Source organism: Pseudomonas sp. WAC2, from assembly GCF_030403525.1.
Taxonomy (GTDB): Bacteria; Pseudomonadota; Gammaproteobacteria; order Pseudomonadales; family Pseudomonadaceae; genus Chryseomonas; species Chryseomonas luteola.
The window spans coordinates 1-15,511 of the sequence record NZ_JAUEPD010000004.1 but is presented as its reverse complement, the minus strand read 5'-3'; the positions used below and the strand labels follow the sequence as shown (position 1 = coordinate 15,511).

Annotated in this window: 16 protein-coding genes; 7 read left to right on the top strand and 9 right to left on the bottom strand. The window is 53.3% G+C overall.

The window, feature by feature from the left end:
* The first annotated feature begins 2 nt into the window (after positions 1–2).
* Positions 3–623, top strand: coding sequence for a hypothetical protein (locus QWJ10_RS09655; protein WP_289925874.1), 621 nt, complete (start codon positions 3–5; stop codon positions 621–623).
* 67 nt (positions 624–690) lie between these two features.
* On the opposite strand, the gene QWJ10_RS09650 is transcribed toward QWJ10_RS09655, so the two are convergent.
* Both QWJ10_RS09650 and QWJ10_RS09645 read right to left on the bottom strand, forming a co-directional pair.
* A complete protein-coding gene (locus QWJ10_RS09650; RefSeq protein WP_289925872.1) occupies positions 691–1,716 on the bottom strand; it encodes a hypothetical protein in 1,026 nt (341 codons plus the stop codon).
* A gap of 371 nt (positions 1,717–2,087) precedes the next feature.
* A complete protein-coding gene (locus tag QWJ10_RS09645; protein ID WP_150346405.1) occupies positions 2,088–3,020 on the bottom strand; it encodes a bestrophin in 933 nt (310 codons plus the stop codon).
* 277 nt (positions 3,021–3,297) lie between these two features.
* On the opposite strand from QWJ10_RS09645, the gene QWJ10_RS09640 reads away from it, so the two are divergent.
* From QWJ10_RS09640 to QWJ10_RS09630, 3 genes are read left to right on the top strand one after another with little or no spacing between them, the layout of a single operon-like run.
* Positions 3,298–4,512, top strand: a complete 1,215-nt coding sequence (locus tag QWJ10_RS09640) for an MFS transporter (protein ID WP_289925866.1) — start codon at positions 3,298–3,300, stop codon at positions 4,510–4,512.
* Positions 4,513–4,546: 34 nt separating this feature from the next.
* Positions 4,547–5,035: a GNAT family N-acetyltransferase gene (locus QWJ10_RS09635; RefSeq protein WP_289925864.1), complete on the top strand. Its 489-nt coding sequence runs from the start codon at positions 4,547–4,549 to the stop codon at positions 5,033–5,035.
* A 49-nt stretch (positions 5,036–5,084) separates the two neighbouring features.
* The gene (locus QWJ10_RS09630) at positions 5,085–5,549 is read left to right on the top strand and encodes a GNAT family N-acetyltransferase (RefSeq protein ID WP_125889297.1); all 465 of its coding nucleotides are present in this window, start codon (positions 5,085–5,087) and stop codon (positions 5,547–5,549) included.
* Here QWJ10_RS09630 and QWJ10_RS09625 read toward each other — a convergent pair whose 3' ends face one another.
* Positions 5,550–6,383, bottom strand: coding sequence for a DMT family transporter (locus tag QWJ10_RS09625; RefSeq protein WP_289925860.1), 834 nt, complete (start codon positions 6,381–6,383; stop codon positions 5,550–5,552). It abuts the gene before it with no gap.
* A 50-nt stretch (positions 6,384–6,433) separates the two neighbouring features.
* Positions 6,434–7,345 (bottom strand): LysR family transcriptional regulator, encoded by a 912-nt coding sequence (locus QWJ10_RS09620; RefSeq protein ID WP_289925858.1) that lies wholly within the window; start codon positions 7,343–7,345, stop codon positions 6,434–6,436.
* Positions 7,346–7,442: 97 nt separating this feature from the next.
* On the opposite strand from QWJ10_RS09620, the gene QWJ10_RS09615 reads away from it, so the two are divergent.
* Entirely contained in the window at positions 7,443–8,228 is a 786-nt protein-coding gene (locus QWJ10_RS09615; protein WP_289925856.1) for a TSUP family transporter, read from the top strand.
* Between the two features lie 8 nt (positions 8,229–8,236).
* Here the strand turns inward: QWJ10_RS09615 and QWJ10_RS09610 are convergent, their stop codons facing one another.
* The 3 genes from QWJ10_RS09610 to QWJ10_RS09600 all read right to left on the bottom strand — a co-directional run bounded on the left by QWJ10_RS09610 (position 8,237) and on the right by QWJ10_RS09600 (position 10,008).
* Positions 8,237–8,848, bottom strand: coding sequence for a LysE family transporter (locus tag QWJ10_RS09610; RefSeq protein ID WP_010798575.1), 612 nt, complete (start codon positions 8,846–8,848; stop codon positions 8,237–8,239).
* A 47-nt stretch (positions 8,849–8,895) separates the two neighbouring features.
* Positions 8,896–9,705, bottom strand: coding sequence for an AraC family transcriptional regulator (locus QWJ10_RS09605; protein WP_289925848.1), 810 nt, complete (start codon positions 9,703–9,705; stop codon positions 8,896–8,898).
* Between the two features lie 90 nt (positions 9,706–9,795).
* Entirely contained in the window at positions 9,796–10,008 is a 213-nt protein-coding gene (locus QWJ10_RS09600; RefSeq protein ID WP_074825628.1) for a DUF3079 domain-containing protein, read from the bottom strand.
* Positions 10,009–10,921: 913 nt separating this feature from the next.
* Between QWJ10_RS09600 and QWJ10_RS09595 the strand changes: the two genes are divergently transcribed.
* Positions 10,922–11,269 carry a DUF805 domain-containing protein gene (locus QWJ10_RS09595; protein WP_289925842.1) on the top strand — a complete coding sequence of 116 codons (348 nt, stop codon included), beginning with the start codon at positions 10,922–10,924 and terminating at the stop codon, positions 11,267–11,269.
* A 413-nt stretch (positions 11,270–11,682) separates the two neighbouring features.
* On the opposite strand, the gene QWJ10_RS09590 is transcribed toward QWJ10_RS09595, so the two are convergent.
* Together QWJ10_RS09590 and QWJ10_RS09585 are read right to left on the bottom strand one after the other, a co-directional pair.
* Complete coding sequence (locus QWJ10_RS09590; protein ID WP_019366385.1) at positions 11,683–12,036, bottom strand: hypothetical protein; 354 nt, start codon at positions 12,034–12,036, stop codon at positions 11,683–11,685.
* Between the two features lie 360 nt (positions 12,037–12,396).
* Positions 12,397–14,601: an OsmC domain/YcaO domain-containing protein gene (locus QWJ10_RS09585; RefSeq protein WP_289925840.1), complete on the bottom strand. Its 2,205-nt coding sequence runs from the start codon at positions 14,599–14,601 to the stop codon at positions 12,397–12,399.
* A gap of 477 nt (positions 14,602–15,078) precedes the next feature.
* Here QWJ10_RS09585 and QWJ10_RS09580 point away from each other — a divergent pair.
* Positions 15,079–15,511, top strand: a 433-nt coding sequence (locus tag QWJ10_RS09580; protein WP_289925838.1) for a cellulase family glycosylhydrolase, incomplete at its 3' end; no start/stop codon positions are given.

The following is a 15,511-nucleotide window of genomic DNA, read 5'->3' as shown; positions in this document are numbered from 1 at the left end:
TCATGAAAATAGCCACTTTATTCTTCTTAACCGTTACCCTGGCTGCAACACCTCTGGTACAGGCGCAGACCACAGACGCGGCGCGCCTTCAGCAGGCGGCAACCGGGGCCAGCTTCAATGTCGGAAACACCCCGTTTCGCCTCGTGCCCAACGCAACGGCTCAGCGTATCGACTCCACTGCCTCTGCTCAAACGCCGTCAACCACGCAAAGCCAGAGCCGCCAGCAGATGCTACAGGCAGACAGCAATGTGGTGGGACAGATAGGGCCTTATGCGATCAGGCTGCCGCAGGGTAATCAGGCTCAGCTCAAATCGCAATCCGCGGCGGCAGCCAGCACTGCCTCAGGTCCGAGCGAGATGGGCGTCGCAGTGAACCTGACCTCTGGGCAAGCCGTGCTGGTGCCTCCGCGCCTGAAGGTATTTGTACAGGATGCGGCTGTTATCGAGCGGGTTGCAAAAGCTACTGGCGGTACGATGGTACAAGCCTCTTCGGCGGCAGGCATGGGCGTCATCCATTACAGTTCGGTAGACGCTGCTCAGTCAGCCCTGAGCAAGGTGAAGGGCATGCAAGGTGTGAACGACGTGTCACTGGATATCATCCAGGGCTTCATTCAAAAGCAGTAAGTCCATGATAAACACCGCGCTGCCGTCGAGAGACGTTCAGCGCGGTGTTTATTTTCATGGTTAAACGTTACTGCTGGGTAATTGTTGCGCGGTTCGCCGTACCTGTTTGCGTAATGCCTGCAGTGTTGCCATAGAAGGTATCGCCACCCTGAGTAATCAGCGCCTGGTTGGCGATGCCGTTCTGGGTAAGCGACACTGAGTTTTGTGTCTGATATCCCACCTGATCGATCTGGGCGATATTCAGGTCCCCGGTTTGGCTGTAGTTAATAGTGCTGGTGTCACTGTACTGGTTGATTTCAACGTCGTTATCATTGCCAACGGTGGAGCCAGAAAGGTTGGAGCCTCGTGTCCCTTGCACGACATAAAGCTCGTTATTCGAGCCTTCTTGTGAGACACCCAGACCGCCAAACATATTGCTTTGTCTGACAGAGGCAAAATTGTTATCACCCGACTGGGATATCCCACCGTTGGCAAACTCACGCGTGGACTGTTCCAGCGAAGCGCTGTTGCCATTGCCATATTGGCTAATGCCAGCACCACCACCGCCTGACTGTCTGAAGTAAGCCGTATTGTTATCGCCTTCCTGCGTAACACTGCCTGATGTGGTGCCGCCGTACTGCACAGCTTCGACCCAGTTGTTATTGCCACGAGAAGTAACACCGAGCACCGTATCAAACCCGTTTTGGGTTACGTGCATAGTATTGCCTGTTCCTTCCTGGGTGGCTCGCAAATCAGCGACTTGCGCTATTCCGCTACCCTGATTCAGGGTAGCCAGGTTCGAATCGCCCCGCTGCTCAAGCGCCACACTGTTATCTTGGCCGCCGCCCCCCTGGTAGATCTGCCCTTCGTTGGCAGAACCCTCCTGAGTAATTGATACCTGACCGTTATTGACCTGTTGCTGTTGGATAACCCCGATATGACTGCTTCCCAGCTGACTGATAGAGGCCTGGCTATTGATAGCGGTACCAGCCTGCTCAAGGGTTGCCGTGTTGTTTTCTCCGTCCTGCATAACGTTGGCAGTATTCATTTCAGCCCATGAGGGCATGGCGAAGGCCAGCAGGATGGCAGCAGCGAGTGGTTTCAAGCGGGACATACGATTTCCTTTCCTTGTATCCGTAGGGGTCACTACCTGGCGACCCGGTTAATCGACCAGATCAGCACCGGTTGGCGTGCTGAAGAATGGCGTGTTCCTGGCTATCCGTAACGCGGTATTGCCCTGCGGTAGATGAACCTTGTGCATGGCTTCCACCTGCGAGTGCATCACCAAGACGCCGGTCGATTCTTCAAGGAAAAGGCTAAATATAAAATCGATCCAAAGGATGTAAACGAACCGCTTTTGAGCCTTCTGGTATTAATTCCTGTTATCGAACCTTTGAGATGCATGGCTATTTGAGACTTTCGAACAGAACATGCATCTCGATAGGTGACTGTGCCGCCCAAGGGACCACGGCGGGCTGTTGGCGACTACGCAACGGTGGCGCTAGGTTGATAGCTGAGTCGCCGCGGCATAAAGCCGAACTCCAGCCGCGAAGGCTCTTTGAACATGGAGGCCAGGTTCTTTTCGATATTGCTGCACAGCGAGTTCATCTGGATCTGGTGCTGGCTATTGGCAAACGGGGTTTGCAGATCGGTCCCGATCCGCTCGATCGCCAGCAGCATGAAGCCTACGACGGTAGAAACCAGTGGCGTATACCACCCCATAGACGACACTAGGCCAACCGGAACGATCAGGCAGAACAGCGAAATGAACAGCCGCGGGAAATACACATAGGGAAAGGGCAATGGCGTGTTGGCAATACGCTCCATTCCACCCTGATGGTTCGAAATTTCCACGAGGGTAGATTCCATACGGGCCAGACGTATGCTGTCCAACCTACCCGCCTGGTACTCCTGCGCCACAATCGCTGCGGAGGCGTTCAGGATATCGTTGGGAAAGTTATTGGTGTCATGTCGGCGGGCAAACTCATCGGCAGGTAGTAGCGTCGCGACATCCGCTGGGCAAGCTTGGCCTTTGAGGTGAGCGGAAAGCGCCTTGAGGTAGGCCACGTGTCGGCGAAACAGCAGCGCTTTGATTGGATTACGCCTGTCGTCTTGATCATCGATCAAGGTCAGTACCTGGCGACCAAAACTCCGTGAACTGTTAACCATGGCGCCCCACAAGGTACGTGCTTCCCACCAACGGTTATAGGCGCTTGTATTGCGAAAGCTGATCAGGACGACCAGCGCTGAACAGAGCAGCGTCAGTGGCATAAGAGGCAGGTTTAGCCGATTGTTCATCAGCAACATCGAATCGGCCGTAACGATGACATCCCAGATAAACAACCAGAACAGCGGCCAGCCGACGTAGGAAAAAACCTTGTGCATCCAGGTCAGCGTTCTCGAAATCCGAGCAATCATGAAACGACTCCCTTGGTGACAGTCTGGAGATCAGTGGCTGTATATCGTTCAGAACGGCGTTAACGCAGCTGCTGCCGGGTTTTCCGCGTGTCGTCAGCAAAAGCCAGGACCCAAGTTGTCCAGATAGATATAGGTGATCTCATGTGATGCATCCTCAATGCAGCTTTTGATGTGATCACGCTAACGGGGCTGGCTTAATTCTTCCTTAAAGGTTGCAAAATGTTTTAAATCAGGATGAATAGTCGTTGCCCAATGGACATAAGAGGCATGCATCCACATGGCGCCCACTGCGTTCTTGAACGGCCTGAACTTCTTTCTTGCGGATGTTCGTGACGGGCTTGGCCCATTCCTTGGAATCTTTCTTCAGCAACAGGGCTGGACCGCGGACCGAATAGGACTGGTCATGACACTAGGCGGGTTAGCCGGTTTGCTCCTGACCACACCGCTGGGAATGCTGGTGGACGCACTACAGGCCAAGCGCGGTATTGTTGCATGGGCTGCCTTGTGCATTCTTGTGGCCTGCGCCCTCAATTATTTTCTACCTACTTTTCTCTTTACCAGCATCGCGCAGATGGTTGCCGGTATCGCCGGTGCCGCTATTCCACCCGCCATTGCAGGACTTACCCTAGGCCTTGTAGGAACACGGGGGTTCGACCATCAGCTAGGTCGAAATGAAGCGTTCAACCATGGTGGTAATGCCTTTGCTGCAATCGGCGCTGGCGTATTCGGCTACTGGTTTGGTCTGGGCGCTGTATTCGTCCTGATGGGCATTCTGACACTAGCCGCCTTGTGCATGCTAGCAAGGATACGGGCTGACCAGATTGATCACGAGGCAGCCCGCGCTGGCTCGCCGGATCATGCGAAAAAGCTTTCCTGGTCAGCCCTTTTCCGCAACCGCCCCCTTCTAACCGTGGCAGTTACAGTGCTGCTCTTTCACCTTGGCAATGCGGCAATGCTCCCGCTGCTGGGCCAGGCAATGGTAGCGCGCGGCACCGCTGGCGACCCCAGTGCCTATACCGCGGCTACGGTAATCGTGGCTCAGGCCACCATGATCGTCATGGCACTGCTGGCGGCCAGATTGGCCCAGACCAAGGGCTATTACATCGTGTTTATACTGGCACTGTTGGCCTTGCCTCTTCGCGGCCTGCTGGCCTCATTCATCCAGGCACCCTGGGTTCTGATCCCTGTCCAGTTGCTCGACGGTATTGGTGCGGGCTTGCTGGGCGTAGCCGTACCGGGGTTGGTAGCCCGCATTCTGGATGGTTCCGGGCGATTCAACACCGGCCTTGCTGCCGTCATGACAGTACAGGGCATCGGTGCTGCCTTGAGTACCAGCCTGGGCGGATTTTTCGCAGCCCGTTACGGCTATGCTGAAGCGTTTAAAATACTGGCTCTGGTCGCCAGCGCAGGTGTGCTGTTGTGGCTCTGTGCGTCCTCCTGGATGTACCCTCTCTGCACGCAGCAAATAGCGCCTCGTGGTGCCAGGGAATGAGTCCGTCCGGCTGCTCAATCAGAGGGGTCATAACGTGTTTCACATTCGCAAGGCAAACCGCGCAGACACGGCGGACACCTGGACAGTCCGCTGTGAGGCCATTCGTCATCAATGCCCATCGTCCTACAGTGACGAGCAGATCCGGATCTGGACCAGTGGCACCTTTACGCAAAGCTATGAAAATGATGTCGAGGACCATTTCCATGTCCTGGTCTCGGATGAGCGCATCATCGGAACAGGTATGGTTGACCTAACATCCGGCAAGATCGACGCAATCTTTGTATTACCCCACTGCATGAGACAAGGGGCTGCGCGCCAGATGCTGGAGCATCTCGAAACGCTTGCCGTTCAGGCAGACCTGGACTACCTTCACCTGGACGCTACCCTGAACGCGGCGCCGTTCTATCGAAAATGTGGTTTCATAGGTGAAAAGGTATCCACCTACCACTCGCCTCGTGGTCTTACGCTGGACTGTATACCGATGTACAAGATGCTTCGGCCAACCGGAGATATCCCTCGGTAAAGCCACAGATAAAAGTCTGCCAACGCACCACAACAGAGATCGTCCACGCATGTTAACCGTTCGACGTGCACAACCTGACGATGCCGGCTACCTCCAACGGCTATACAGCCAACTTGTGGACAGTGCGTTCATTACTGTGCTTCCGGCTCGTCTGGAGGAGCTTCAGCATGATCCTGTCCATGAGCTTTTAGTGGCCGAATATGGCGGCACCGTTATCGCCAGCGCGTTGCTGATCTTCTGCAAGGATGCAATGTTTGGTTTTCAACCGTTTGCGGTGGTAGAGAATGTAATCGTTGACGAGGCGCAACGCGGAACGGGCGTCGGCAGGCAGCTGATCAGGGCCATCGAGCAACGCTGTATCGACAAGGACTGCTCCAAGATCATGTTATTGAGTTCAGCCCACCGGACTCAGGCCCACGCCTTCTTCGAGCGGGCAGGCTTCAAGGGTGACAGCAAGCGCGGCTTCGTCAAATATCGGCGAGACTTGCTGGCATCTGGCTTGCCACCTGACTAGTCAAGCCAGACGCAGAATCATTGCCCCTATAGCCATGACACATACCGCCGCAATTCGACCCCGACTCATGCGCTCTTTCAGAACAAGCACGGAGATGAGCGCCGCAAATATAATCGAGGTCTCTCGCAAGGCAGCGATAACGGCCACAGGCGCCAGGGTCATCGCCCAAAGCGCCAGGCCATAAGACGCCAATGTTCCAGCTCCCCCTACCAGTCCCACCAGCCATTGAACGCGGAAAAATGATACGAAGGCATGGGCATTGCGCCAAAGCATCCAGGCCGTCATAACCGCGCCTGTCAGAAGAAAAATCCATAGGGTATACGCCAGCGGTGCACCCGACATTCTGACGCCCGCCCCGTCTACCAATGTGTAAGTAGCAATAACCAGGGCGTTAAGTAGCGCCAGACCAATCCCTGCCCCGCGCCTGGATGCACGTTGGCGCGCCATCAATAAGATACCCAGACAAAGCGTGCCGATACCCACCCAGGCCGTCGTGCTCAGATGCTCGCCTAATCCCACCGTGCTGATGACCGCTACCAGCAGCGGCGCCGTTCCCCGCATCAACGGGTATGCCAGGTTCATTTCAGCGACGCGATAAGTCTGTGCCACCAGGTTGTAATACACCACCTGCAGTACAGCAGATGCTCCAATGAAACCCCAGCTGGGCGCTGCCGGCGGAGGTACAAATGGTAGGATCAAGGCTGCTATCAATGCCGCTGCAGCGGTAATCACTGCTGTGATAAGAATCTTGTCGCTTCCACTTTTGACGATTGCATTCCAAGTGGCATGCAAGGCCGCCGCGAACAAGACGACACCATAAACGGTTACAAGCATCTGTACCTCTGCTGGGTGATTGGGCCTGTCGCACCAACGACTCAACCGCTTCAGGCGTAACGTTCACGCGCGGCGCTTTTGATTGCCTCCAGAAAGGCGCGCACTCGCTGGGGCAGCTGGGTACTGGCATAAACGGCATGTATCTGTGGGTCATGCCCGGTTGAGGAGGTCAATCGATAATGGCTGCATACCCGGACTAAACGTCCCGCCTGCACCGCCGGTTCTGCAAGCCAGTCTGCCAGCCGGCAGATACCAAGACCTTGGACAGCAGCGTTATATAACGCTACGCCTGAACTGAGACGGTAACGGGGCTGGGCCTTGTAACGGACCTGAGCATCGCCCTGCCTGAAATACCAATCCTTGAGGATTCTTGGGGAGGTATGCATCAGCAGGTCATGCTCGACAAGCGCCTCGGGCGCTTCAGGCACGCCACGTATGGCGAGATACGCCGGACTTGCATAGAGGTAACGCCGATAGCTCCACAATGGCGCGCCGATCAGCTCGCTGGGATAGGCAAAGCCACCACGAATAGCAAAATCCAGTTTGTCTGCAATGGGATCATGCGCCGCATCGCTTACCTGTATATCGATGCTGATCTGGGGGTTCCGCCGCCCAAACTCCGCCATGACGCTGGGCAAGAAATCCATCATCAGGCTTTCAGGGGCGGAGCAGCGAATCCACCCTTGCGCCAACGTACCCTGTACCGAGAGTGATTCCTCTGCCTCGGCCTGCAGCGACAGCATCTGCCTGGCGTAGCCATAATACGCCTCCCCCGCCTCGGTCAATCGGACCTGCTTTTGTGAGCGCTGCAAAAGCTCATGCCCCAGCTGTGCCTCAAGGCTCTGTATGGCCCGCGTCACTGTACTGGGAGAGCGTCCCAGCAGGCGCGCCGCACTCACGAAACTATGGCGATCCACTACTGCGCAAAAGGCTTGTAGCTCCCATAACTGGGCCAGTGACATACCGCCTTCCTTGTTGCGATTTCTGCAATACCACATTGCAACACAAAACCCGGCATTGCTCTATCGTATCCGTCTCGCGTCATCAAAGGATGTTGAAATGGATGTAGTGTTGGATCCCACCTTTCTGCTATTACTCGGGCTGGTTGCCTTTGCGGCAGGCTTTATCGATACGCTGGCAGGTGGCGGCGGGCTGCTTACCGTGCCTACCCTGATGCTGGCTCAGATCCCACCGGTACAAGCCATTGCAACCAATAAACTCCAGAGCACCTTTGGGGCGCTAATCGCCACACTGACCCTGCTTCGTAAACGCAAGATCGCCTGGGCAGGTGTCAAAAAGCCCTTCTTGACCTCCTTTATTGGTGCAGCCGTGGGCGCCGTGGTTATTCAGCGTGTGGATGCCTCCGCTCTTGAAGTCCTGGTGCCTTTCATATTGGGTGGTATTGCGTTGTACTTTCTGCTTGCGCCAGGCGCAGGTACTGTTGAGCGCAAGCCGCGCATGGGGGAGCGGCTGCACCGTCTCCTGGTTGTCCCCCTTATCGGGTTTTACGACGGTTTTTTCGGCCCTGGCACGGGCTCGTTCTTTTCACTCAGCGAGGTAGCCTTACGGGGCCGCGACCTTATTACCGCTACGGCAACTGCCAAGTCCCTTAACCTGGCGAGCAACCTTGCATCCCTTGCAATCTTCATCGTGGGCGGCAAGGTACTTTGGCTGGTAGGTGGCATCATGGCAGTCGGACAGCTTGCGGGTGCCTATCTGGGCTCACTGGCCGTTATCGGTGGCGGTGCCCGACTGATCAGGCCTCTCATCGTAGCCATCTGCTTTGTAATGATTGGCCGTTACCTTTATCAAAACGGTTACCTGTCTTTTATAGCGCATGTATAAGATCGCACTCAGAGACCATGCAGAGCGAGCCCAGCCATGATGAGCAACAGGATTCCGCACAGGGCATGGCTGGCTCTATGCCAGTTTGGCGAGCTGGCACGCCGGAATCCCTCAACAAGCGCTGCCGTCAGAAAGCAGCACAAAATGGAGGCACTCATGACTCCGCTAAAGAACATCGCTGTGTTTGCAATACTGGGAGTGTCGCCTGTTATACCCGACAAGGCGCTTCCCAACGCACCCCAATACACAATGTTTTTTGGATTAGTCAACGAGATGGCAGCACCCGCCATCAAGGCGCCCTGCTGCGGTTGACCTGATTCACCTGTACCGACCGGCAGGCGCCACGCATCCTTGAGACTCTGAACGCCTAGCCAGGCCAGATAAACCGCACAGAGTAGCGTTAGGGGTATGCGAATCGGCTCATGGCCCAGCAGGACTGACAGCCCTACCAACCCTAATACAGCCCACACGGCATCGCCCAACAAAGATCCTACCTGAACCATTAAGGCCGGCCTGAAACCATTGGACAAGCCACGACGCAACGTTTCAGCCAGGACAGGTCCAGGCGACAGGCAGAACGCAGCGCCAAACAAAAAGGCCGATAGGAAGATTGTCAGCATATCAGGCGTCTCGAAAAGAAAGGGCGATCAGTATGGGTTGCCCCTGCTCAATAATCTTGAACAGGATTGCAGGACCTGTAGAGGCGTTGATATTGGCCAGGCGGTATTCCATAAGCCGAACGAAAGTGGCGACTCAAGTGGCTCTGATCAGCAAAGCCAAGCGTATAAGCAACATCCGTGGCGGGCATACCCTGCCGCAGCAGTCCCCGTGCTCGCCGCGTTCTCAGCTGCATGGCCCATTGGTGTGGGCTCAACCCCGTTTCCTTTTGAAATGCTCTCAGCAATTGATACTTGGATCGCTGGGTCAAAAGGGCTAGTTCGTCCAAAGTAGGCATTTGCGCCAAGGAGTCGGCAAGACACTCCTGAATACGAAGAACCACCTCTGGCTCGGCTGAATGCGTGGTCAGTGCAACACCACTCAGCTCCGTGATCTCTGCGAGTAACAGGACCAACGCCTGATGAACGTGTGGGTTGCTCATGGAGCTACCTTGTAACGCCATTTGCACCACGCAGGCAAAGCGGTTTGCAATGTCTGGCTGATAGAGCAAAGGATGCTCGAACTCAACTTTATTGACCCCAAGGCTTTGGGCCAGCCAGTCCGCCGATACATAAAGCCCTACGTAGTGCCAGAAGGCTCCCTCATGGGCCCCACCGCCTTGTATTTGGCCGGGGTTATACAGGGTGATGGATCCCTTGCCGGCATTGAACATCCTGCCATCCAGCCAGATGTGCTCCTCGCCTTCCAAATTAACGCCAATTACACACTCATCATGGCTGTGCTTGGCGAATCGGTGACCCGTACCGCTGGCATCCACCAGCTCAACGGGACCTGACCAGGCATGCCGCAGGGTAAACACGTCTTATAGCCTCTCATCCGATTTGAAGAGACTACAGCTTAAGCCAAACGAACGTACGATAGGTTGATTGGATACCCGCTCGCGTCGGACCTACTGTTTCAGCTGATGTTCGGGGTTCTCGCTTTCTGCCTGCTCACCCCCGGTTGCATTGAACGTATCCCAGTCCTCACCAAACAGCTCAACCGGATGCATGGTACGGCTGGCGCCATTACCGCAGGCTAACGAGTTTGCAGGACAATACATATCGCACCCCCAACAGATGCGCTCCGGATGCTTAGGCTGCAAAGGAAATTTCTTGGCCATCCGAGACTCCTGAACGTATGAGGTGAACCCCTAACGTATCGAAATCTGGATAAACGTTTTTGATCTCGCTCAAGCGTTACGACGATTATAGCGGTGTTGATACCCACCCAATGACATAACCCTACTGTGTGACTTGTAGCAGCTTGGCATGCTACGACTGTATAAGGACTCATCGCACCCAGCGAACAGCCATACATTTTGTTCGATAGAAGTCGATGCTGACGATGTATCAATGGATTTAAACGTTGAGGCAATGAGGTTTGCACGAGGGAATGCATGCGCGCCCACTCAATAGGCAAACGCTGATTTATCAAATGCAACCACAAACTATGTAGTAATCGTTTTGAGGGCCAGGATCTGGTTATGAAACCACACGCTAGTAAACCTTTAAAGGTAACATTTACACGTTATCATCCTGAACGGTTTGTCAGAACTATTACACAACTGTCTGACTTTTTTAGTCTGGTTGAGTCGGTAGCATGTACGATAAATCCATGCCTGCCGGTATACCTGACCAAGCAATAGCGGCTATCTCAATGCTCAGGTTGCCAAACCTTAAAGATACGCTAATCATGGCACTTCACTGATTCAATACCTTCGACGTATCTAAGTGATTGAAAAGCCGAATTTTCCAACTATTACTCAGTGGTCACCTATCTGGAATGAATGATAGCGCTTTTACTGTAGCGTCAAGTTGACTTCATCTGTAAACTTACCGCCCACCTTGAAGCTATGGACTGGCTTCTGTGAAAGATTATGGATGATCTGGGAAAGATTTCTCTTGCATTGCTTGCTCTCATGGCAAGTAGCGTCTTTGTGCAGTCATCTCGTCTTTTACTGACTCCTTTCCTGAACTTCATTGTTTTTAGGATGCTGGCGTTTATGCATGGCTTGTATAAGGAAGATGTAAGAAATGGAATGGTATCTCTCGGTAGTCAGTAACTACATTAAGTTTTATGGCCGTGCTCGGCGGAAAGAATATTGGATGTTCGCCCTATTCAGCTTGATCATTACTATTGTACTAGCCGTAGTAGATGGAGTAATTGGCTGGGGCCTCTGGTTATGTGGTGCCTATACCCTGGCTATGATTCTTCCAAATCTGGGAGTAACTGTCCGACGCCTTCATGATACCAACCGAAGCGGTTGGTGGGTGCTTATCAGTGGAGTCCCCGCGGTAGGTGGAATCATCTTTCTAATACTTATGTGCCTCGAGGGAGATTCTGTAGAAAACCGCTTTGGGCAGAACCCCAAGGCCTTCTAAGCCTGATCCTAATTACGCAATTGAAGTTCCAAGAGGCTTCAATTGCGTACTCTAATCGACAGTTCATGTGTATTGATCCCTACTTATCCCGTAGTTTGGCTAGAGTCAACAACAGTGTTTTTAGCGGCAATTTCGTATGCCATTTTATTGCCCTGTTTTTTTCGTTGAAGACGTACCTGCCAATAACAAGCATATCTGTTGACGATAAGGCAAGAATCCTATCTTCTGACGTTATTTGATCAGGAATAGTGACAAGGCAGGAAAACAGTAACGCATACACTGAGTAATAAGTAAGCTTTAGTGCATGCATGTGCTGGTTTTGCGTTTCTGATGGTTAGACATCAGCCTGGGATATCAGCGACAAACACTACTATCCCAGGGAATATCTAAAATGTTTAGCCAGAATTCAGCGCTTAAATACCGCGACGATTATTGATTGCTGTCAGTCCTTTCACGATTCGATAAATCGTCCAAATGGCCCAGCCAAGCAACACGAACCATCCAATGATGAGCAGGGTTGAAGCAAACCCCAGTACCAGCCACAAAAGCCCCCACCAGAACGTACGGATCTGATAATCCAAGTGTGAACGAGAAACCGGGTCTGCTGCGTCTCTATTGGCGTAAGCCAGGATGAGTCCAATCAGCGCGGTGACGCCGTTGAAGAAGCCTACGATATACAGAACATAGACGATAACAGCCATATTTGAATTGCTGATTATCGGCTGCTGCGATGGGGCCGGCTGAATAGGCTGATTGATGTCGGTCATGGCTAAGTCCTTTTAATGATCAGGTCAAACGCGCACTCCAAATGCGCCTGTGCATAATAATACCTTCCATGACATCAAACTACCCTGGCCTCTGTATTAATCGTTTGGGTGTCGCTGATCCTGATCTACATCACCGAAGTACGACGATTACCTCCATTGGGTACCTCCTCTAAAGAGCAGACCCATCATTCGTAGCCGGGCAAAGGGTCAGTTCTCCTCTGCCCCAACGCAATAACAGGTCCGTCTCGCGAGCGCGCCTGATTACTCAAATAGCAGGTAATCAGGCGATTGCACTGCTGGCATCCGCCAGGCGTATAGTCACTGGGAGCGACCCTAGCCACTACGCGCCTTCAATGACAGCTAATGGGCAGAGGCAGCGGCCCTGGCACGTGCAGTATGCAGTTTCTTATAGCTGTCGATCAGTCGCAGGTGTCTATCCAGCCCCTCCAGCTTCATGCTGGTGGGCGTCAGGCCAAAGAAGCGGATGCTTCCATCCACTGAGCCCAGCACTGCATCCATGCGCGGATTGCCAAACATCCTGCGGAAGTTGACTTCATAGTCGGCCAGCTCCAGTTCCTCGTCCAGCGACACCTCCAGTACTGCATTCAAAGCCTGATAGAACAGGCCACGCTCAACGGTATTGTCGTTGAACTGCAGGAAGGCACCGACCAGTTCATGCGCTTCCTCGAACTGCTTCAGTGCCAGATAGATCAGCAACTTCAATTCAAGAATCGTGAGCTGTCCCCAAACTGTGTTGTCATCAAATTCGATGCCGATCAGGGTAGTGATATCGGTGTAATCATCCAGCTCGCAGTTTTCCAGGCGCTCAACCAATGCTTCCAGAGCGGCGTCATCCAGACGGTGCAGATTCAGAATATCAGCGCGGAAGGACAGCGCCTTGTTGGTGTTATCCCAGATCAGATCCTCTACCGGATAAATCTCCGAATAGCCCGGCACCAGGATACGGCAAGCCGTTGCCCCCAGGTCCTCATATACCGCCATGTACACTTCCTTACCCATATCCTCGAGGATACCGAACAGCGTCGCGGCTTCCTCAGCATTGGCATTTTCACCCTCGGCTGAAAAATCCCATTCGACAAATTCGAAATCCGCCTTGGCACTGAAGAAACGCCACGACACCACACCGCTGGAATCAATGAAATGCTCAACGAAGTTGTTCGGCTCGGTCACGGCCTGGCTTTCAAACGTAGGCTGAGGAAGATCATTGAGACCTTCGAAACTGCGCCCTTGAAGCAGTTCTGTGAGGCTGCGCTCAAGCGCTACCTCCAAGCTCGGATGCGCGCCAAACGAGGCGAATACGCCGCCGGTACGTGGATTCATCAAGGTGACGCACATCACCGGGAATTCACCTCCGAGCGATGCATCCTTTACCAATACCGGGAAGCCCTGCTCTTCCAGTCCTTGGATGCCAGCCAGAATAGCTGGGTATTTTGCCAGCACGTCCTGCGGTACGTCAGGCAGGGCAAGCTCCCCTTCCAGGATTTCACGCTTCACTGCGCGCTCGAAAATTTCAGATAGACATTGCACCTGCGCTTCAGCCAGCGTGTTACCGGCACTCATGCCATTGCTCAGGTACAGGTTTTCGATCAGATTGGATGGGAAATACACCACCTCGCCGTCCGACTGACGTACAAAGGGCAGCGAACAGATGCCACGCTCGACATTGCCGGAGTTGGTGTCATACAGATGCGAGCCGCGTAGCTCCCCATCAGGGTTGTAGATTTCCCGGCAGTATGCATCGAGAATTTCAGCTGGCAATGCATCCTTACGGCCTGGCTTGAACCACCGTTCGTTCGGGTAATGCACGAACTCTGCATTGGCAATGTCTTCACCCCAGAACTGATCGTTGTAGAAGAAGTTACAGTTCAGACGCTCGATAAACTCGCCCAAGGCTGACGCCAACGCGGCTTCCTTGGTGGCCCCCTTGCCATTGGTAAAGCACATCGGAGAATGAGCGTCGCGTATATGCAGCGACCACACGTTGGGAACGATATTTCGCCATGAAGCGATTTCAATCTTCATGCCCAGGTCGGCCAGAATCCCCGACATGTTGGCGATAGTTTGCTCAAGCGGCAGATCCTTGCCTGCAATAAAGGTGCTCGTGTCAGAGGCCATGCTCGGTATCAGCAGCGCCTGGGCATCGGCATCCAGGTTATCCACTTCCTCAATGACAAATTCCGGGCCGGTTTGCACCACCTTCTTTACCGTACAACGGTCGATAGAGCGCAAAATGCCCTGCCGGTCTTTGTCAGAGATATCGGCAGGCAACTCGACCTGAATCTTGAAAATCTGCTGATAACGGTTTTCAGGATCAACAATATTGTTCTGCGAAAGACGAATGTTGTCGGTAGGGATGTTGCGTGTCTGGCAATACAGCTTCACGAAATACGCAGCACATAACGCTGATGAAGCCAGGAAATAATCAAAAGGCCCAGGCGCCGAACCGTCCCCCTTGTAGCGGATAGGCTGATCGGCTATGACCGTGAAGTCATCGAACTTAGCCTCAAGCCGAAGGTTATCGAGAAAATTGACCTTGATTTCCATGCAAAACTACCGAAACGTGAATAAGCGAATTGGCTGCCATTATCCCGCATCTCGACAAGAAGTTTTTGCTTTTGGACGAAAGCGAAAATAGATCATGAAAATATTCTAGAAATATCGAGCCGGATAGGCGAAAGCGCCAGAATGGTCTCGCCTGAAAGCCAGATTTCTGACTGCCCAAGGGGTCCCTTCTTCACCAGGTACTGCCTACTCGACCTGAAAAATCAAACCCGATAAACGGTCTTCCTGCTGAAAGCATTGCGCCATCAAGTATTTAGCAAAGCTATCAGGACTTTAATCCTAAATGTTTCCTTATATGTAAAGGTTTTGGCACGTCACTTGTAATCAAGGCCACAAGCGTCAGGATGCGCCTCTTGGTATCTCCCAGTACCAAGACCTCATTACTTTTTATTTAGGGCAGCCCCCTCGTATTCATGGACGCGAGACCTAGCCCATCACTAGCAGAGCAGTATGGTGATTATGAGCACGTCCATTCATTTTTCTAAGCGATTCTTCAAGAGCCTGCCCCTTCTCGTGGGTCTTACCTTTGGCTCGGTAGCCGCCCAAGCCGAACCGGTCGATCTGGTTAGTCTGAACCTGTCCGGTGCGGGATTTGCTCCCCATGTTCTACCTGGAATCAATGGCACCAACTATATTTTTCCAGTGGAATCCTATTTCCAGCAGTGGAGCGCCAGGGGTATCAAGACATTCCGCTTCCCCATCATCTGGGAGCGTCTGCAACCCAAGCTGGGCGGTCCTCTAGATCCTACCTATGTAGCCCTGATCGACCGCACCTTTGGTTATGCGCAAAAGCACAACATCAAGATCATTCTGGACCTGCATAACTATGCACGCTATCGCGGCCAGGTGATTGGGACCAGTGGCGTTCCGTATGCGCGCTACCAGGAAATCA

Bases quoted from the DNA above. Each gene is read 5' to 3' on its own strand.
- QWJ10_RS09655 (WP_289925874.1), top strand. From the start codon at position 3: ATGAAAATAGCCACTTTATTCTTCTTAACCGTTACCCTGGCTGCAACA.
- QWJ10_RS09650 (WP_289925872.1), bottom strand. From the start codon at position 1,716: ATGTCCCGCTTGAAACCACTCGCTGCTGCCATCCTGCTGGCCTTCGCC.
- QWJ10_RS09645 (WP_150346405.1), bottom strand. From the start codon at position 3,020: ATGATTGCTCGGATTTCGAGAACGCTGACCTGGATGCACAAGGTTTTT.
- QWJ10_RS09640 (WP_289925866.1), top strand. From the start codon at position 3,298: ATGGCGCCCACTGCGTTCTTGAACGGCCTGAACTTCTTTCTTGCGGAT.
- QWJ10_RS09630 (WP_125889297.1), top strand. From the start codon at position 5,085: ATGTTAACCGTTCGACGTGCACAACCTGACGATGCCGGCTACCTCCAA.
- QWJ10_RS09625 (WP_289925860.1), bottom strand. From the start codon at position 6,383: ATGCTTGTAACCGTTTATGGTGTCGTCTTGTTCGCGGCGGCCTTGCAT.
- QWJ10_RS09620 (WP_289925858.1), bottom strand. From the start codon at position 7,345: ATGTCACTGGCCCAGTTATGGGAGCTACAAGCCTTTTGCGCAGTAGTG.
- QWJ10_RS09615 (WP_289925856.1), top strand. From the start codon at position 7,443: ATGGATGTAGTGTTGGATCCCACCTTTCTGCTATTACTCGGGCTGGTT.
- QWJ10_RS09610 (WP_010798575.1), bottom strand. From the start codon at position 8,848: ATGCTGACAATCTTCCTATCGGCCTTTTTGTTTGGCGCTGCGTTCTGC.
- QWJ10_RS09600 (WP_074825628.1), bottom strand. From the start codon at position 10,008: ATGGCCAAGAAATTTCCTTTGCAGCCTAAGCATCCGGAGCGCATCTGT.
- QWJ10_RS09595 (WP_289925842.1), top strand. From the start codon at position 10,922: ATGGAATGGTATCTCTCGGTAGTCAGTAACTACATTAAGTTTTATGGC.
- QWJ10_RS09590 (WP_019366385.1), bottom strand. From the start codon at position 12,036: ATGACCGACATCAATCAGCCTATTCAGCCGGCCCCATCGCAGCAGCCG.
- QWJ10_RS09585 (WP_289925840.1), bottom strand. From the start codon at position 14,601: ATGGAAATCAAGGTCAATTTTCTCGATAACCTTCGGCTTGAGGCTAAG.